The sequence below is a fragment of the Nonomuraea sp. NPDC050328 genome, from assembly GCF_044459405.1.
Classification (GTDB): Bacteria; Actinomycetota; Actinomycetes; order Streptosporangiales; family Streptosporangiaceae; genus Nonomuraea.
Map to the genome: position 1 here is coordinate 614,848 of NZ_JBITIW010000001.1, position 17,421 is coordinate 632,268.

Sequence of the window (17,421 nt, forward strand, 5' to 3'; positions counted from 1 at the left end):
GTCAGCCGTACAGCGCTCAGCCGTACCAGCAGGGCGGTGGCAGGCCCAGCACCGCCCGCCACCCCGCTACCGGGCCGACGTCCGGCGGGCCACAGGGCCGGGCGGATCACGACGAAGTGCCAGGAAGGCCGGGGCAGTCGGTAGCGGCCCAGGCACGATCCAGGCTGACGGACGCCCCGAGGCCGCAGGGAGCCACCGCGAAGTCACTGCAAAAGCAGTGCCATGACAGGCCGCGCCGGCCCGTGTGGATGGGGGCACGGGCGGCGGGCCTGTGAAGGGAGCCCGCGCCGAGGACAAGGGCAGTGCTAGGTGATTTCCAGCATGCGCTCGCGGACCGCGTAGACCACGGCCTCCATCCGGGAGTGCAGCTGCAGCTTGTCCAGGATGTTGCGGACGTGGTTCTTCACGGTGTTCTCGGAGATGAACAACTGCTTGGCGATCTCGCGGTTGTTCATCCCCTTGGCCACCAGCCGGAGGACCTCCATCTCCCGTTCGGTCAGCCGGGGCACGGGCATTTGGGGTGGCCGCTCGGCCTCCTTACGGCTGATGTTCGCGAACTCGTTGATGAGTTTCGCGGCCATCGCCGGATTGATGAGCGACTGCCCCTCGTGCACCTTGCGCACCGCGTCGGGCACCTCGTCGAGCTGGACGTCCTTGAGGAGGTAGCCGGTGGCCCCGGCCTTGATGGCCTCGAAGAGGTCTTCTTCCTCGTCGCTGACGGTCAGCATGATGATGCGGGTGCTCGGCACGGACGCCTTGATGTGCCTGGTCGCCTCGATGCCGCCCTGCCGGGGCATGCGGACGTCCATGAGCACGACGTCGGGGAGGAGCCGGTCGGCCATGTCGACCGCCTCCTGCCCGTCGCTCGCCTCGCCGACCACCTCGATGTCGTCCTCGGTGCTCAAGGTGGTGACGAGGCCGTGCCTGATCATTTGGTAGTCGTCGACCACCAGGACTCGGATGGGCTCGCTCGGTTCCGTCACGCGACCGCCTCCGGAAGCCGCGCCTGCCCATCCTCTACACGCTCGCTCGCCGCGCGATGCCCCGTCAGGGGCCCAGCGATGCGCTCGCTCACGTCTCCTCCTCGTGGGGGGCCAGAGCCGTCGAACCGCCATCATGGCACGGGTTCCGCGGTCCTTGGGTGGTCGAGAAGATCTTCGTGACCCGGGATCAGGGCTCTACGAGCCGCAACACGCCGTAGTCGTATCCGCGCCGCCGGTACACGACACTGGGGTGTCCGCTCTCCTTGCAGCGGAACAGATAGAAGTCGTGGCCGACGAGCTCCATCTGGAGCAACGCCTGGTCGATGGTGATGGGTTCGGCTTCGTGGAACTTCTCGCGCACCACGAGCGGGCCGTCGCCCTCCATCTCGATGGGCACGAGATCGTCGTACTTCCGGTCGTCGAAGAAGGCGGCCTCGGGCTCCCTCGGCTCCTCCGGCTCCGTGCGAGCGGCCTGCTTGTCGGGCACGATCCGGGTCGCGGGGGCGACCTCGGCGATGAACGAGGCGGTCAGTTCGGCGTCGGAGGGAGTGTGGTGGCTGCCGTGGTGCGCCTTGCGGCGGTCGGCGAGCCGCCTGAGGCGGCCTTCGAGTTTGTCGAGTGCGATGTCGAGCGCGGCGAAGCGGTCGTCGGCGGAGGCCTCGGCTCGGATGGCCGGGCCGCGGGAGTGGATCGTCAGCTCCACACGCTCACGCTGGTCGGTGATACGCGGGTTGCGCTCTTTGGATACCTCCACGTCCACGCGGATGAGCTTGCTGTTCAGCCGCTCGATCCTGGCCAGCTTGGTCGTCACGTGGTCTCGGAACCGATCACTCACTCCTGTGTGCCGGCCCTTGACGATGATGTCCATGCAACAACCCCCCTTCGTCTAGCGACTACGAGAGAGCACACCCGACGGGGACGGCCGGGTGGGGTTCAGCCTCTCCTTCACCACTACCCTCTTCCGGCACATCTGCATCAGCGCTGCGCCAAGGGCGAACGCTTCGGTCGGGGAACTCGACTGGCACCCGTCCGGCCGACCTGGTCTTCGACCCCACAATCGCCTGCTGAGGATTTCGCAGCTCTGTGCCACTACTCACCTTCTCTTCTGGTCGGAGGACATCTGGACCTCCGGGAAGGCAGGACTTACTTCTAAGCCGCACCGTGATCAGTCGACAAAAAGTCGCCTTACGTGGACCGTTTTGCCTGCGGCTGGCATCGGCTAGCGGAGCCGGGACTCCCGGCTCTGCGCAACCACGGACCCGAACGGGTGCCATGTCAGAACGCTATCCGCATCAGCGGTGAATGTCAGCCTGGAGCTTGGCCAAACGATCACTTTCCGTGATTTTCCGGCGGGTGGCGGGTGGGGTGGTGTGTCCAGGTTGGCGGTGGCGGATCCCTTATGGGGGCGGACTTTCGGGTGGTGAGCTGGTGGGAGCGGGTGGGGTGGGTAGGCAGGTGTGACTTCGGGGTGAGACGGGAGGCTTTGATCTTTCTTTACCCAGGGTGACAGTCAGGAATTTCTGGATCTTCGGCGTGTCGCGGCGACGGTTACGGCGAGGCAGGGGTTCGCGCCGGTGCTTCTGAGCGCGCGGGCGGCTTCGGCCAGGGTGGCTCCGGTGGTGAGGACGTCGTCCACCAAGATCACCGTTGAGCCGGTCAGGTCTTGGGTGCAGCGGAGTGAACCCGCCAGGTTCGCCTGTCTGGCTGCGGCCGTCAGGCCGGCCTGGTCGTTCGTACGGCGGGCCTGGGTGAGGGCCGGGGTCAGGGTTGCGGGGGTGCCGGTGGCTTTCAGGGCTTGTACGGCACGCGTGGCCAGGTGGGTTACTGGGTCGTGGCCTCGGGAGCGGACCGCTTTCCTGGCGCTGGGGATCGGGACCAGGGTCAGGGGGTGGTGGTTTGGTTGGTTTGTGTGGTGGAGGGCCTTGGTCAGGGTGAAGGCCAGGAGGTCGCCCAACGGGGTGGCCAGGGTGGTTTGGCCGCGTTCCTTGTAGGCGAGGATGGCGCGTTTCAGGGGGCCTTCGTAGTCGCCTGCCGACCAGCAGGGCGGGAGGGCCGGTGGGGGCGGGGTTGGGGAACGGGGGGCGGGGTCTGGGGTTAGGCAGGGTGGGCACAGGGGGCCGTTGGGGGCTGCGCAGGAGAGGCAGGGTTGGGGGAGGACGAGGGTTAGGAGGGCGGTCAGCACGGGGGTGAGTTTGCCTTGTGGGGGCGACAGAATCGGGCCCGTTGTTGATGGCTCCGCCGTACAGGATCACTCCCCGCCGCACGGCTTCTCGCCGCATCGGTGGCCTGTGGTCACCGGCTTGCCCGCCGTACAGGATCATCACCCGCCCGCGAGACTTCTCGCCGCATCGGTGGCCTGTGGTCACCGGCTTGCCCGCCGTACAGGATCATCACCCGCCCGCGAGACTTCTCGCCGTGGGCGGGGGCTGGGCGCCGTACAGGATCACTTCCCACTGCGGGGCTTCCCCGCCGCATTGGTGGGTGGGGGGTTGGCTGGCGTACGGCGGCTGGCAGACGTCCGACATCCTGCCCCGTACGGCGGCCCCGCAGCCGCCACCCCCTCGTCCTCTATGCGGCGAGAAGTCCAGCGGCGGGTGGTGCTCCTGTGCGGCGCCCATCCCACCGACCACAACCCACCAATGCGGCGGGGAAGCCCCACGGTGGGGAGTGATCCTGAGCGGCGGGTGCGCCCACTGACCACAGGTCATCGATGCGGCGGGAAGCCCCCGCGGTGGGGGGTGATCCTGGGCGGTGGCCAGGTCAGGGGCCACGGGGCGGCCGGTTAGCCGGCGCGGAAGGCGGGGTAGGCCGGGGGGCCTTCCTCGACGGAGGGGAGGGGCTCGAAGGTCTGGTTGGCCGGGTTGAGCTGGAGGACGCCGGCGTCGGTGCCGAGGAGGATGCGGGAGCCGGAGACGGCCACGGATCGGGCGTTCTTGGCCCGGGTGGAGGAGGTGGCGCTGAGGCCGCGGACGAGGTCGACGCCGTTGAGGCCGGAGTCGGTGAGGAGGAGCAGGCTCTCCGGCGTCTCCCAGGCCAGGTCGAGGAAGTGCTCGCGGTCCTGGTCCTTGGCGTCCTTGGCGGCGGCGAGGGTCTGGAGGTGCTCGATCCGGCCGTTGGCCAGGACGCCGACGCGGAGGGAGTGGATCCCGTCGAGGTCCTTGACGATCATCGCGACCCGGACGCCGTCCTTGGCGAACTTGAAGTGTTCGACGGTCCCGTCGGCGAGGTCGGGGATGCGGTAGTCCTGGCGCTGGCCGGTGGCGGGGTCATGGGAGACGAAGGCCGACTTGGACGGGTCGAAGGTCCAGAGCTTGCCGGCCCGCCAGGCGGGCGGGGCGAGGAGGGTGCCGTCGATCCAGCGGTTCCACTGGCCGTCCTGCCGTACCCAGATGCCGTCGTGGTCGAGGGCGGCGACGAGCATGCCGTCGGAGGAGACGGCGGGGAAGGTCAGGCCCGGCCCGCCGTCGGCGCCGGGGACGAGGAGGAAGGACCGCGGCGAGCCCTGCTCCTGCTCGGTGAGGACACGGCCGCCACGCAGCAGGAAGGCCATCTGGGGAGGGGTCGAGCCGAGGTTGTAGTCCTCGGGGCTGATCTCCAGCGAGCGGGTGCCGTAGAACGGGTTGCCGTTGTGCAGGACGTCGATGCGGCGGCCCTTGGCGAGTTCGGTGAGGCTGGCGCCGAGCTGGGTCTTGAGGCCGCGCTCGTTGCGCACGGAGTCGGCGTCGAAGGAGCCGAGCAGGTTGATCTCGACGACCTCGCGGGTGAGCCGCACGGAGCCGACGCGGGCACCGGCGGGCAGCGCGGAGTAGACGGCTTCGCCGAGCGCGCCGCTCGGTCCCTTGAGCAGGTGGCCGACGATGCTCTCGGCGAGGTTCTCGGCCGCGCGGCGGCGGAGCATGACCAGGTCGGCGACGGGTTCGCCGTCCTGGGAGCTGAGGAAGTACAGGCGGCTGCGCTCGTAGGCGCGTTCGACGTCGGCGGCCGACAGCAGCATGCGGGTGTTGGCGAAGGCGGCGACGCGGTAGCCGTTGCCGCCCTGCTTCTGCAGGGTGACGAGGTCGGTGACCTTCTGCGGGGTGGTCATCGGGACGTACCGGCCGTCGTCGGTGATCTGCGCGATCGCGTTGCCGGTGATCTCGACCCGGGCGCGCTGGCCCTCCGGCTCGTCCTCGGCCTTGGGCACCACGCGGATCTGGTCGAGCACGTAGACCGGCGGCCCGGCGGCCTGGAGGGCCTTGCGGGCGTCGGCGGTCAGGTACTTCCAGAGGGTCTTGTCGCCGGGCTCGTCGGCGAAGGCGGCCATCGCGGCCTGCATGCCCTCGACCACCTCGACCGGGGTCCAGTCGGGCCGCGGTTCGACCGGCAGCACCCGGTGGAAGGGCTTGCCGAGGCTCGCCCCCTCGACCGAGCGGTCGGGCGGCTTGGGCGCGCTGCTCAGCGAGATGACCGAGCATCCCGAGCCGAGACAGGTCACGGACACCGCGAAGGCGACCGCCGCGGTGCGCGTCAAGAACCGTCTACTCGCCATGGAAGGCCCCGTCCCCCGTGGCGGGCGCCAGCACGGGCGTGATCTGCCCGCGCCAGGTCCGCCTGATCTGCATTTCGGGGGGTTCGAGCGACAGCGGCGAGCCCTTGAGCTCGATGCTGGAGTCACGTGGCAGGGTGAGCCGGAACTGCGAGCCCTCGCCGGGCAGTCCCCACGCCTGCAGCCAGCCGCCGTGCAGCGAGGCGTCCTCGCGCGAGATGGCCAGGCCCAGGCCGGTGCCGCCGATGGTGCGGGCGCGCGAAGGGTCGGCTCGCCAGAACCGGTCGAAGACCATCTGCTCCTCGCCGGGCTTCAGCCCGACACCGTGGTCTCGTACGGCTACCGCCACGGCGTCGCGGTCGGCGCCGACGGTGACCACGATGTCCCGGCCCTCGCCGTGCTCGATGGCGTTGAACAGCAGGTTGCGCAGGATGCGCTCGACCCGCCGGCTGTCGATCTCGGCCATGCACGGCTCGTTGGGCAGCCGCAGGTCGAAGCGGGTGGCGTGGCGTTCGGCGAGCGACTCGGAGTCGGCGACGGCCCGCAGGACCACGTCGCGGATGTCGGTGGGTTCGAGGTCGAGCGTGGCCGCCCCGGCGTCGTAGCGGCTGATCTCCAGCAGGTCGGCGAGCATCGACTCGAAGCGTTCGAGCTGCGCCTGCATGAGCTCCGCGGAACGCGAGACCATCGGGTCGAAGTCCTCGCGGGCGTCGTGGATGAGGTCGGCGGCCATCCGCACGGTGGTCAGCGGGGTGCGCAGCTCGTGCGAGACGTCGGAGACGAACTGCCGCTGCACCTGCGAGAGCTCCTCCAACTGGTGGATCTTGAGTGCGAGGTTGGCGGCCATCTCGTTGAAGGAGGTGGCCAGGCGGGCGAGGTCGTCCTCGCCGCGGACCTTGAGCCGCTCGTCGAGTTTGCCGGCGGCCAGCCGTTCCGCCGCCTGCCGCGCCAGCCGTACCGGAGTGACGACCTGGCGGGTGACCAGGGAGGCGATCGCGGCCAGGAGCACCACCAGGCCGATGCCGACCAGCACCAGCATCTGCCGCATGGCGGTCAGGGTGGCCTCTTCCTCGGTGAGCGGGAAGAAGTGGTAGACCTGGTAGCCGCCGCTCGAGACGACCACAGCGGTCACCATGGCGAGCTTGGGCGTGCCGGTGGGGTTGAAGCCGACCTGGTAGCGGCCCGAGACGCGGAACTCCTCGCCCCAGCGGAACTTGGTGTTGTTGGTGTCCATGCGGTCGCGCAGGTCGGCCGGGATGCTCAGCCGGCTGACGCCTTCGGTGGCGCGGGAGCCGCTGGGCTCGCGCTCGTTGAGGACGATGACGTCGTAGCGGCGTTCCTCGGTCGGCTTGATCGCGTCCATCGCCTGGTCGACCGGGGGCTTGACGATCTGGCCCGGCTTGGGGCTCTCGCCGCTGTCCTGGTGCGCCTTGAGGAGGTTCGCGATGGCTGCGGTGTCGCTGCGCGCGTCGCTCAGGGCGGACTTCTCGCGCTGGTCGACGACCGAGGTGGTGATCGACTGGAAGAGGAAGACGCCCAGGACGGCCACGACGGTCATGGAGATCACCAGCGTGCTGGAGACCACCTGGAGTTGCAGAGAGCGCCGCCAGACGCGGCGCACCCGCCCCGCCGCACGCCGCAGCCTCCGCCGCGCTCCTCCGAGGAGGCGGCGAACGATCCGGCGGCGTGACCCTTTCTTGGCGGGGGGCATGGCGGAGCCGTCAGGCAGGCCCGGCCTTGTAGCCGACACCGCGGACGGTCACCACGATCTCGGGGTGCTCCGGGTCCTTCTCGATCTTCGCGCGCAGCCGCTGGACGTGCACGTTGACCAGACGGGTGTCGGCCGCGTGGCGGTAGCCCCAGACCTGCTCCAGCAGGACCTCGCGGGTGAAGACCTGGCGCGGCTTGCGGGCCAGCGCCACCAGCAGGTCGAACTCCAGCGGGGTGAGGTTGATGGTCTCCTCGCCGCGCTTGACCGAGTGGCCGGCCACGTCGATGGTGATGTCGCCGATCTGCAGGATCTCCGGCGTCGGCTCGTCGGTACGGCGCAGCCGCGCCCGCACCCGCGCGATGAGCTCCTTGGGCTTGAACGGCTTGACGATGTAGTCGTCGGCGCCCGATTCGAGGCCGAGGACCACGTCGATGGTGTCGCTCTTGGCGGTCAGCATGACGATCGGCACCCCGGACTCGGCCCGGATGCGACGGCAGACGTCGATCCCGTCGGCGCCGGGGAGCATCAGGTCGAGCAGGACCAGATCCGGGCGCGTGTCGCGGAACGCGTCGAGGGCCTTGTCCCCGTCAGAGACGAAAGAGGGCTCGAAGCCTTCTCCACGCAACACGATGCCGAGCATCTCGGCGAGAGCGGCGTCGTCGTCGACGACCAGCACGCGACCTTTCATGGCCCCTCATTCGTTCTACGCATTGTGGGACATACTCCACGATTGTTGGAAGGTTACCCTTGGCCAGCTCGTGGATGTGACGTGAGACCGTCAAATGCCAAATTTTACGCCCGATGGTCCCCCGACAATCCTCAGTCTGCGGTAACGCAGGCTCATTCGGCCATCCCCATGGCCCAGCTCGCCGGAAAAGCCGGTAATGCGGCGTCCGCGGAACCCCGTGCCGTTGTCACACATGCCAGGATTGGGCTATGTCAGAAGGTCAGGAGCGTCCACCCGGCTGGGCCGCCGAGCAGCCACCGCCCTACGGAGCGCCCGCGTCCTCGCCGTGGGCCGCGCCGGGCCAGAGCCCGCCGCCGTCCGAGCCGCCCGGCCCGGGCGCGCCCGGGCCCGCGCAGGGTGGCCTGCCGTACGGCACGCCGTATGGCTCGCCGTACGGCCAGCAGAGCCACCCGCACGCCCAGCCCGGCCAGCCTGGTCAGACTGCCCAGCCCGGTCAGCACGGTCAGCCTGGTCAGCACGGTCACCCGGGCCAGCCCGGTCAGCCGTACGGTGGCCAGCCCTACGGCATGCCCGGCCAGCCCGGCCACGGCTACGCGCACCACGCGCCCGCGCTGCGCCCCGGCATCATCCCGCTCCGGCCGCTGACCTTGGGCGATGTGCTCGACGGCTCCATCAAGCTCATCCGCTCCAACCCGAAAGCCGTGCTCGGCCTGTCCGCGATCACCGCGCTGCTGGTCGCCATCCCGGTCGCGGTCAGCCAGTCGCTGCTGCTCGGCGACATGGGCAGCCTGCTGACCGACCCGGAGACCCGGCCCGAGGACCTGGAGAGCGTCAACTCCGGCTTCCTGGCCACCTACGGCGGCTCGCTCGTCTCGATGCTGATCGGCTACATCGCGGTCACGCTGCTGACCGGCGTGCTCACCCGCATCCTGGGCCGTGCCGTCTTCGGCGGGAAGATCACCGCTGGGGAGGCCTGGCGGCTGCTCAAGGGCCGCTGGCCGGCGTTGTTCGGGGTCGTGCTGCTGATGGCCGGGCTGGTGCTGGCGCCGCTGCTGCTGCTCGTGCCGATCTTCGTCCTGCTGCTGAGCGTGAGCGCGAGCGGTGGCGCCGTCTTCGGCGTAGGCGTGCTGGTGATCCTGGCCTACGTCGCCTACGCGCTCTTCGTCATGGCGCGCTTCTCCTTCGCCACCCCGGCCGCGGTGCTGGAGGGGCTGGGGCCGATCGCGGCCATGCGGCGGTCCTGGCGGCTGGTCACCGGCGACTTCTGGCGCGTGCTCGGCATCCTGCTGGTCACCGCGCTGCTGGCCGGTTTCGTGAGCGGCATCATCGCGGTGCCCTTCACCTTCATCGGCTCGTTCGTCGGGATGCTCGGCGGCGGCACGGTGGGCTCCACCGTGATCGCCGCGGTGCTGATCGCGGTCGGCACCATGGTGGGCGGGATGATCTCCTACCCGATCCAGGCCGGGGTCGCCGGGCTCCTGTACACCGACCGCCGGATGCGCAGCGAGGCGTTCGACCTGGTCCTGCAGACCGCCGCCATCGAGCAGCAGCGGCAGGGCTGGGTGCACTCCTCCGCCGACGAGCTCTGGCACCCGTCCAACGCCTCCGGACGCTAGCCCGTGACGCCCATCGGCCCGCCCATCAGCCCGCCCATCAGCAGGGACGACGCTCAGCGTGAGGCCGCCGACGAGCTGCTCAAGCCCGGGTACGAGCACGAGCCGCTGGTGGACGAGGTCTGGCGGCGGCTCCAGCAGTTCCTCGGCGACCTGACGAACCCCGAGGTGGACGGCGCGCCGGCCGGCGGGGTGATCGCGGCCGTGCTCATCGTGCTCATCGTGGGCGGGCTGGCCGGGTTGCTGATCTGGCGGTTGCGCCGGACCACTCGTGGTGCGGCGGGCGGGGGTGGGGAGCTGTTCGGGACGCGGGCGCGCACGGCCGTGGAACACCGGCAGGAGGCCGAGCGGCTGGCGGGCGAGGAGCTCTGGGCCGAGGCGGTCCAGGAGCGTCTGCGGGCCATTGCCCGTGACCTGGAGGAGCGGGCTCTGGTGGACGGGCTGCCCGGCCGTACCGCGGACGAGCTGGCCGCCGAGGCGGGACGGGCTTTGCCCGGTTTCGCGGGCGAGCTGGCGGCGGCGGCCCGGGTGTTCGACGACGTGACCTATGGCGATGTGCCGGGGACGGCCGAGGCGTACGGCATGCTGCGTGACCTCGACGAGCGGCTGCGCCAGGCCCGCCCGACTCCCCTTCCCCCGCAACCTCCGCTCCCCGGCCAACCACCGCAACCGCCGTTGCCAGGGCAGCCGCCTTTTTCCGGGCAGGCGCCGCGATCGGCGGTCAACGGGCAGGAAGGTCCGCGATGAGCGCTCCCCCGCACACCCCGGCGACCTCCCCGCAGAGCCCCGCCGCCCGGACGGCGACCTCGCCCACTGGTGGGCGGATCTGGCGGGCCGTTCGGGCGCCGCTGCTGGTGGCCGCGCTGCTCACGCTGGTGGCCGCCCTCACGGTGCTGTTCACCGGCGGCGACGGCCAGGCCCGCTACCTCGACCCGGAGGACGGCACGCTGCGCGGCGGCAAGGCCCTGGCCCAGCTCCTGCGCGCGCACGGCGTACAGGTGGACCGGGTCGACTCCGCCGAGCAGGCCGCCGCCCTGCCCGGCGACCGGCTGGTCCTGGTCACCGGCAACGTCGACCCGGCCAACCCGGGCGCCCTCGCCGCACTCCCTGGCGACCGGGTCGTGGACGCCCGCAACCTGCACCTCGACCTCCTGGCCCCCGCCGTCGAGCCGGCCCGCGACCCGGCACGGGAGCGCACGCGCGAGCCCGAGTGCGACCTGCCGGCGGCGACCGCCGCAGGCAGCGCGTACCTCGGCGGCCAGCCGCTCGACCCGCCGGCCGGCGCGACCGCGTGCTACCCGTCGCGCGGCAAGCCCACGCTCGTCCAGTACCACGACGGCCAGCGCACGGTCACGGTCCTGAGCAGCACCACCTTCATGACCAACCAGCGCCTCGACGAGGACGGCAACGCCGCCCTGGCGCTCAACCTGCTCGGCGCCAAGCGCGCGGTGACCTGGCTGGTCCCGCCGCCCGCCGAGCCGGGCGACGGGCAGCCGCCCGGGGGCGGCAGCCGTTCCTTCCACGACCTGATGCCCGAGAGCATCGGCTGGGGCCTGCGGATGGCGCTGGTCGCGCTGCTGGTCACCGTGGCGTGGCGGGCCAGGCGGCTCGGCCCGGTCGTCGCCGAGCGGCTGCCGGTGGTGGTGCGCGCCGCCGAGACCGTCGAGGGACGCGGCGGGCTCTACCGGGCCCGCCGGGCACGCGGCCAGGCCGCCGCCGCCCTGCGCGCCGGGACGCTCGACCGGATCGTGCCCAGGCTCGGCCTCACCGGCGACTCGCCCCCGCACGCCGTGGTGAGCGCGGTAGCCGTACGGACGGGGCTGGATCCGCAGCAGATCGGCGGGGCGCTGTACGGCACGGCCCCGGCCGACGACGGCGGGCTTGTCGGTCTGGCCCGATACCTTGAGCAACTGGAGAGGCAGATCATTGAACATTGAGGAGACCACCCGGGTGGCCGGCCGGGCGGAGAGCGCGCGTGAGGCCCTCGGCGCGCTGCGGGCCGAGGTGGCCAAGGCGGTCGTGGGCCAGGACGCGGTCGTGACCGGGCTGGTCATCGCCTTGTTGTGCCGGGGACACGTGCTGCTCGAAGGCGTGCCCGGCGTGGCCAAGACCCTGATGGTCCGCACCCTCGCGGCGGCGTTGTCGCTCGACTTCAAGCGGGTGCAGTTCACTCCCGACCTGATGCCCGGCGACATCACCGGCTCGCTGATCTACGACGCCAAGACCGCGGAGTTCGAGTTCCGGCGCGGCCCGGTCTTCACGAACCTGCTGCTGGCCGACGAGATCAACCGCACGCCGCCCAAGACGCAGGCGGCGCTCCTGGAGGCGATGGAGGAGCGGCAGGTCAGCGTCGAGGGCGACGGCCTGGCGCTGCCCGACCCGTTCGTGGTCTGCGCGACCCAGAACCCGGTGGAGTACGAAGGCACCTACCAGCTTCCCGAGGCGCAGCTCGACCGGTTCCTGCTCAAGCTGACCGTGCCGCTGCCGCCGCGCGAGCACGAGATCGCGGTGCTGGAGCGGCACGCACAGGGCTTCGACCCGCGTGACCTGAGCCAGGTCAAGGCGGTCGCCACCGCCGACGACCTGGCGGCGGCGCGGGAGGCGTGCAGCAAGACGCACGTCGGGCCCGAGGTGCTGGGGTACATCGTGGACGTCTGCCGGGCGACCCGGCACTCCCCCTCGCTGCAGCTCGGCGTCTCCCCGCGTGGCGCCACCGCGCTGCTGGCGACGGCGCGGGCCTGGGCGTGGTTGTCGGGGCGGGCATATGTGACGCCCGACGACGTCAAGGCGCTGGCGCGGCCCGCGCTCCGCCACCGCGTGCAGCTCCGTCCGGAGGCCGAGCTGGAGGGCGCGACCGCCGACGGTCTGCTCGACGGCATCCTCGCCGCCGTCCCGGTGCCGCGCTGAGATGAGTCTTGGCATGGAAGAGCCCAGTAGGACCCGCTGTCCGGCAGGTTCGGGAGCGGGTGTGGATGAGGGGGCCGCGCTGACATGGCGCTGACCGGGCGGGCCGCGCTGCTGGCGGTCCTGGGTGTGGTCGTGGTGCTCGTCGCGCCCGAGCCCGGCTTCGCGCTGGCCGGGGTCTGCCTGCTGCTGGCCGCCGCGGTCCTGGTCGACCTCGCGCTGGCCGGGAGCGTGCGCGGGCTGCGGTTCCAGCGGTCCGGCGAGACCCTGGTACGGCTGGGCCAGGTCGCCACGGTCGAGCTGCTGGTCGAGAACCCCGGCTCGCGGCGGGTGCGCGGGCTGCTGCGTGACGCCTGGCCGCCCTCGGCCGGGGCCGAGCCGCGCTCGCTGGCCCTCAACGTCCCGCCGGGCGAGCGCCGGAAGCTGACCGTGGCGCTCACCCCGACCCGCCGGGGCGACCGGCGATCCGCCGCGGTGACCGTACGCTCTCTGGGTCCGCTCGGGCTGGCGGCCCGGCAGGGCAACCACCAGGTGCCGTGGACCATCCGCGTGCTCCCGCCGTTCCTGTCGCGCAAGCATCTGCCCTCCCGGCTGGCCCGGCTGCGCGAGCTCGACGGGCAGCACCCGGCGCTCGTGCGCGGTCAGGGCACCGAGTTCGACTCGCTGCGGGAGTACGTGGTGGGCGACGACGTCCGGTCCATCGACTGGCGGGCCACCGCGCGGCGGCACGACGTGGTGGTGCGCACCTGGCGGCCCGAGCGGGATCGGCGCGTGCTCATCGTGCTCGACACCGGCCGCACCTCCGCCGGCCGCGTCGGCACCGCACCGGTGCCTCTGGCTGGGGAGATGCCGCGGCAGGGGCTGCTGTCGGGGGCGTCGCTGGGACCCGGGGCTTCCCACGGCTCCGGGGCCTCTCCGAGCCACGGGGGCTCGCCCAGCTCTGGGGGTCCGCGGAAGTTCGGGCTGCCGGCCAGGCGGGGCTCCGACCCGGCGCCGCTCCCCGCTCCCGGGTGGCCCAGGCTCGACTGGTCCATGGACGCCGCCCTCCTGCTGGCCGCTCTGGCCGCGCGGGCGGGTGACCGGGTGGACTTCCTCGCCTACGACCGAGCCGTCCGGGCCTGGGTGGCCGGTGCCTCGCGCACCGAGCTGCTGCCCGCGCTGGTGAACGTCATGGCGCCGATCGAGGCCGAGCTCATCGAGGCCGACGCCCAGGGCATGGTGGCCGCGGTGTTGTCACGGGCGAGGCGGCGGTGCCTGGTGGTGCTGCTCACCGACCTCAACTCCGCGTCCATGGAGGAGGGGCTCATGCCGGTGCTCCCCCAGCTCTCCGCCCGGCACCTCGTGCTGGTCGCGGGGGTTTCCGACCCGCGGGTCACCGCCATGGCCTCGCGCCGGGGATCGGCGGAGGAGGTCTACGACGCCGCAGCCGCCGAACGGGCGCTGGCCGAGCGCCGGCGCATCACCGCGAGGCTGCGGCGAAACGGCGTGGAAGTGGTCGACGCCGTCCCCGACGAGATCGCCCCGGCCCTGGCCGACGCCTACCTCGCGCTGAAGGCCCAGGGCCGCCTCTAGCCACCGAGCGCTCCTGGGCCGGGAGTCTCAGGCGGTGGGGGCCAGGTCGGGGGCTCGTTCGACGTCGCCGGTCTCCTGGGCGCGGAGAGCCCGGCGGCCCAGGACCACGACGTAGACCAGGAACAGCACTTCCGCGACCACCCCGATGGCGATCCGCGCGGCGGTGGGCAGGCCGGACGGGGTGACCAGCGCCTCGATGAGGCCGGAGACGAAGAGCACGACGATCAGGCCCAGCGCGACGGCCATCACGGCCCGCCCCTGCTCGGCCAGGACGTCGAGGCGGCGGCGCGGACCGGGGTCGATGGCGGTCCAGCCCAGCCGCAGGCCCACGGCGGCGGCCAGGAAGAACCCGGTCAGTTCCAGCAGGCCGTGCGGGGTGATCAGGCCGAAGAAGATGTCCAGCTTGTCGCGCGAGGCCATGAGACCGGCGGAGACGGCCACGTTCGCGGCGTTCTGGTAGAGGAAGTACGGGATCGGCAGGCCGCCCAGGATGGCCGACATGATCATGATCATCGAGGCCCAGGCGTTGTTGATCCACACCCGGCTGGCGAAGGAGGCCGCCGGGTTCTCGGAGTAGTAGTCGGCGAAGTCGTGCTCGACGAGCTGCGTGATCTCCTCGGGTGAGGCGATGGCCGCCTGGACGTCCGGGTTGGCCGCCACCCAGGCCGCCATGACCCAGGAGACGACGACGAAGGCCAGCGTCGTCCCCAGCCACCACCACCGCGCCCGGTAGGCCACGACCGGGAAGGACACGGTGAAGAAGCGGGCGAACTCCCGCCAGGCGGGCGCGTGCGCGCCGGTCACCGCCGAACGGGCCCGCGCGACCAGCGCCGACAGCCGGCCGACCAGCATCGGGTCGGCCGAGCCCGAGCGCAGGACGGAGAGCTGGGTGGACACCCGCTGGTAGAGGTCGACCAGTTCGTCGACCTCGGGGCCGGTCAGCCGGTTGCGCCGGGCGACCAGCGTCTCCAGGCGGTCCCAGGCGGGCCGGTGCGCCGCGGCGAAGGCATCGATGTCCACCCGGACATTCTGCCCGAGCAGCCCCACCTTGTGACCGAACCGGCTGCCTCTCCGGGTCTCGGGCTGTTTCCTGGTGAGCGGGCGGGACCGAATAGGCTCCTGGTATGTCCGAGGTTGTCACTGGCGATGCCGTAGTCGTCGAGGTGCGGGTCGCGCAGTTGCCCACGCGGGCGCTCGCGCTCATCATCGACCTGGTCGTCCAGTGGACGGTCCTGATCGGGGCTTTTCTCCTGCTCGCCTTCTTCGCCGAGATCAGCGATCCGGCGATCTTCGCGGCGGCGAACATCCTGCTGGTGGTCCTGGTCACCGTGGGCTACCCGGTGGCCATGGAGAGCCTCACCCGGGGACGCAGCCTCGGCAAGCTGGCCCTCGGGCTCCGGGTGGTGAGTGACGACGGCGGGCCTGAGCGGTTCCGGCAGGCGCTCTTCCGCGGGCTGGCCGGGTTCCTGGAGTTCTGGCTGCTGTACGGCGCGCCCGCGCTGATCTCATCGCTGGTGTCGCAGCAGGGCAAGCGGCTGGGCGACGTCTTCGCCGGGACGATCGTGATCTCCGAGCGCGGGCCGCGGGACACCTCGGCGATGATCCAGATGCCGCCTCCGCTGGCGCAGTGGGCGGCGACGCTGGAGTTGTCGCAGTTGCCGGACGACGTGGCCGCGGCGGCCCGGCAGTACCTGCTGCGCTGGTCGGAGCTCAATCCGCAGACGCAGTACGAGATGGGGATCCGGATCGCCACCCAGGTGGCGGCCTCGATCTCGCCGCCTCCGCCGCCCGGGGTGCCGCCGCACGCCTTCCTCAGTGCGGTTCTGGCCGAGCGGCGGCGTCGTGAGCAGATACGGCTGGCTCAGCGGGCCGGGTCCGTTCCCCCGCATCCCGCGCCAGGCGGCCTGCCGTACCAGCAGCAGCCCCAGCAGGTCGTCCCCCACCCGCCGATGGCCCAGCAGCCGGTGTACCGGGCTCCGGTGCCGCCCGCGGGGGAGGATCCGCGGACGACACCGGAGGGGTTCGCGCCCCCGGTCTAGTAGCGGTACTGGGTCTGGGCGTTGAGGATCTTGAAGCGCACCCGCCCGGCCGGGTCGGTCCGGCGGTCGGTGAGCTTGAGGACGTCGAGCCCGCGCTGGATCTCACTGCTGAAGATGTAGCCGTTGTAGTAGTACGCCGACCACGACCCCGCGATGTCCCGCGGCTTGAAGGCCCCGCGGTCGAAGTAGCCGATCTCGAACGGCTTGGCCGAGTCGGTGAAGTCCCAGATGGACACCCCGCCCTGGTACCACCCCTGGACCATGATGTCGCGCCCCTTGACCGGGATCAGCGAGCCGTTGTGCGCGACGCAGTTCTCGCTCGCCTGCTGGTGCCGCGAGATCTTGTAGTAGCTCTTGAACACGAGCTCCTTGCCGACGATATCGAAGATCGCGTCCGCGCCGCGGGTGGGGCCGATGGACGCGGTGCAGGTGGCCGCGCCGCCGCCGCCGAGCTCGTCGGTGAAGACGACCTTGTTCCCGGCGTTGTTGAAGGTCGCCGAGTGCCAGAAGGCGAAGTTCTCGTCGGTGGCGGTGGCGATGACCTTGGGCTGCTCGCGGTTGGAGATGTCCATCAGCACGCCGTCGCCCATGCACGCCCCGGCGGCGAGGTCCTTGGCCGGGTAGACGGTGATGTCGTGGCAGCCGGAGGTGGGCAGGAGCAGGCCGGGCTGGTCCTCGTTGCCTCCGTCGGGGAAGAGCACGGGCGTGGAGACGACCTTGGCCGCCTTCGGGTTCTTGATCGGGACCTTGACGACGGAGATCTTGTCGTGCGGCGGCTTGCACTCGGGGAAGGCGGCGGCCGGGCCGTACGAGGAGACGTACAGGTAGAGCGACTTGCCCTGCTTGTCGGGCACGAGGGTGTGCGTGTGCGAGCCGCAGGCGGTCTCGACGGCCTTGACGTAGCGCGGCCGGGCCTTGTCGCTGATGTCGAAGATCCGGATGCCCTCCCACGAGCGGCTGCTGCTCGGGTCGCCGTAGTCGCTCTTGCAGGAGCTGCCGCTGAGCGGCTCGTCGATGGAGAGGAAGAGCAGGTCGCCCTTGACTGAGATGTCGTTCTGGGCGCCGGGGCACAGGACCTGGCTGACCCGCTTGGGCTTGGTGGGATCGGCCACGTCGAAGACGGTGAAGCCGTTGTAGTTGCCGACGTAGGCGTACCGGCCCTGGAAGGCGAGGTCGGTGCCGTAGGCGGTGAGGTCGGCGAACGCGCCCTTCTTGGGCACGTTGGCGACGAGCTTGACGTTGGGGCTGGACTTGGCGGCCGCCTGGGGGGCGCTCGCCTGGGCGGGCGCCGCGGACACCACCGCGAGGCATGCCGCCAGTGCCAGCGCGAAGCGGCCGAGTCTGGACGCCACGGAAACCTCCTGCTGAGGGACGGGAAAGCGTCCC

15 protein-coding genes are annotated in these 17,421 nt (G+C 71.3%); 6 read left to right on the top strand and 9 right to left on the bottom strand.

All coding sequences use genetic code 11. From position 1 onward, the window contains the following. Window positions 1–305: 305 nt before the first annotated feature. The 7 genes from ACIBG7_RS02760 to ACIBG7_RS02790 all read right to left on the bottom strand — a co-directional run bounded on the left by ACIBG7_RS02760 (window position 306) and on the right by ACIBG7_RS02790 (window position 8,509). Window positions 306–983, bottom strand: coding sequence for a response regulator transcription factor (locus ACIBG7_RS02760; protein ID WP_357916827.1), 678 nt, complete (start codon window positions 981–983; stop codon window positions 306–308). Window positions 984–1,170: 187 nt separating this feature from the next. Then, on the bottom strand, window positions 1,171–1,851 hold the full coding sequence (gene hpf / locus ACIBG7_RS02765; protein WP_357916824.1) for a ribosome hibernation-promoting factor, HPF/YfiA family: 681 nt from the start codon (window positions 1,849–1,851) through the stop codon (window positions 1,171–1,173). 642 nt (window positions 1,852–2,493) lie between these two features. Next, window positions 2,494–3,165 carry a ComF family protein gene (locus ACIBG7_RS02770; protein WP_397334958.1) on the bottom strand — a complete coding sequence of 224 codons (672 nt, stop codon included), beginning with the start codon at window positions 3,163–3,165 and terminating at the stop codon, window positions 2,494–2,496. A gap of 600 nt (window positions 3,166–3,765) precedes the next feature. Continuing rightward, window positions 3,766–5,493, bottom strand: coding sequence for an LpqB family beta-propeller domain-containing protein (locus tag ACIBG7_RS02775; RefSeq protein ID WP_397334959.1), 1,728 nt, complete (start codon window positions 5,491–5,493; stop codon window positions 3,766–3,768). Between the two features lie 7 nt (window positions 5,494–5,500). After that, window positions 5,501–7,219 (bottom strand): MtrAB system histidine kinase MtrB, encoded by a 1,719-nt coding sequence (mtrB, locus tag ACIBG7_RS02780; RefSeq protein ID WP_397334960.1) that lies wholly within the window; start codon window positions 7,217–7,219, stop codon window positions 5,501–5,503. Between the two features lie 10 nt (window positions 7,220–7,229). Next, entirely contained in the window at window positions 7,230–7,907 is a 678-nt protein-coding gene (gene mtrA, locus ACIBG7_RS02785; protein ID WP_357916809.1) for an MtrAB system response regulator MtrA, read from the bottom strand. 251 nt (window positions 7,908–8,158) lie between these two features. Then, window positions 8,159–8,509, bottom strand: a complete 351-nt coding sequence (locus ACIBG7_RS02790) for a hypothetical protein (protein ID WP_397334961.1) — start codon at window positions 8,507–8,509, stop codon at window positions 8,159–8,161. On the opposite strand from ACIBG7_RS02790, the gene ACIBG7_RS02795 reads away from it, so the two are divergent. The 5 genes from ACIBG7_RS02795 (at window position 8,474) to ACIBG7_RS02815 (ending at window position 13,996) form a co-directional block, all read left to right on the top strand. Next, a complete protein-coding gene (locus ACIBG7_RS02795; protein WP_357916803.1) occupies window positions 8,474–9,523 on the top strand; it encodes a glycerophosphoryl diester phosphodiesterase membrane domain-containing protein in 1,050 nt (349 codons plus the stop codon). The genes ACIBG7_RS02790 and ACIBG7_RS02795 overlap by 36 nt on opposite strands. A gap of 3 nt (window positions 9,524–9,526) precedes the next feature. After that, the gene (locus tag ACIBG7_RS02800; RefSeq protein WP_397334962.1) at window positions 9,527–10,267 is read left to right on the top strand and encodes a DUF4129 domain-containing protein; all 741 of its coding nucleotides are present in this window, start codon (window positions 9,527–9,529) and stop codon (window positions 10,265–10,267) included. Next, entirely contained in the window at window positions 10,264–11,457 is a 1,194-nt protein-coding gene (locus tag ACIBG7_RS02805; RefSeq protein ID WP_397334963.1) for a DUF4350 domain-containing protein, read from the top strand. Before ACIBG7_RS02800 ends, ACIBG7_RS02805 begins: the two co-directional genes overlap by 4 nt. Then, window positions 11,453–12,427 (top strand): MoxR family ATPase, encoded by a 975-nt coding sequence (locus tag ACIBG7_RS02810; RefSeq protein WP_357918376.1) that lies wholly within the window; start codon window positions 11,453–11,455, stop codon window positions 12,425–12,427. Before ACIBG7_RS02805 ends, ACIBG7_RS02810 begins: the two co-directional genes overlap by 5 nt. An 84-nt stretch (window positions 12,428–12,511) precedes the next feature. After that, entirely contained in the window at window positions 12,512–13,996 is a 1,485-nt protein-coding gene (locus ACIBG7_RS02815) for a DUF58 domain-containing protein (protein ID WP_397334964.1), read from the top strand. Window positions 13,997–14,023: 27 nt separating this feature from the next. Here the strand turns inward: ACIBG7_RS02815 and ACIBG7_RS02820 are convergent, their stop codons facing one another. Next, complete coding sequence (locus ACIBG7_RS02820; RefSeq protein WP_357916791.1) at window positions 14,024–15,016, bottom strand: stage II sporulation protein M; 993 nt, start codon at window positions 15,014–15,016, stop codon at window positions 14,024–14,026. Window positions 15,017–15,120: 104 nt separating this feature from the next. Here ACIBG7_RS02820 and ACIBG7_RS02825 point away from each other — a divergent pair, with 104 nt between their 5' ends. Then, window positions 15,121–16,035, top strand: coding sequence for an RDD family protein (locus tag ACIBG7_RS02825; RefSeq protein WP_397334966.1), 915 nt, complete (start codon window positions 15,121–15,123; stop codon window positions 16,033–16,035). On the opposite strand, the gene ACIBG7_RS02830 is transcribed toward ACIBG7_RS02825, so the two are convergent. Next, window positions 16,032–17,387, bottom strand: coding sequence for an LVIVD repeat-containing protein (locus ACIBG7_RS02830; protein ID WP_397334967.1), 1,356 nt, complete (start codon window positions 17,385–17,387; stop codon window positions 16,032–16,034). The genes ACIBG7_RS02825 and ACIBG7_RS02830 overlap by 4 nt on opposite strands. Window positions 17,388–17,421 lie beyond the last annotated feature (34 nt).

What these genes read in the sequence shown, in the direction of transcription:
- hpf (WP_357916824.1), bottom strand. Translation starts at nt 1,851, where the DNA reads ATGGACATCATCGTCAAGGGCCGGCACACAGGAGTGAGTGATCGGTTC.
- mtrB (WP_397334960.1), bottom strand. Translation starts at nt 7,219, where the DNA reads ATGCCCCCCGCCAAGAAAGGGTCACGCCGCCGGATCGTTCGCCGCCTC.
- mtrA (WP_357916809.1), bottom strand. Translation starts at nt 7,907, where the DNA reads ATGAAAGGTCGCGTGCTGGTCGTCGACGACGACGCCGCTCTCGCCGAG.
- ACIBG7_RS02795 (WP_357916803.1), top strand. Translation starts at nt 8,474, where the DNA reads ATGCCCGGCCAGCCCGGCCACGGCTACGCGCACCACGCGCCCGCGCTG.
- ACIBG7_RS02805 (WP_397334963.1), top strand. Translation starts at nt 10,264, where the DNA reads ATGAGCGCTCCCCCGCACACCCCGGCGACCTCCCCGCAGAGCCCCGCC.
- ACIBG7_RS02815 (WP_397334964.1), top strand. Translation starts at nt 12,512, where the DNA reads ATGGCGCTGACCGGGCGGGCCGCGCTGCTGGCGGTCCTGGGTGTGGTC.
- ACIBG7_RS02825 (WP_397334966.1), top strand. Translation starts at nt 15,121, where the DNA reads ATGTCCGAGGTTGTCACTGGCGATGCCGTAGTCGTCGAGGTGCGGGTC.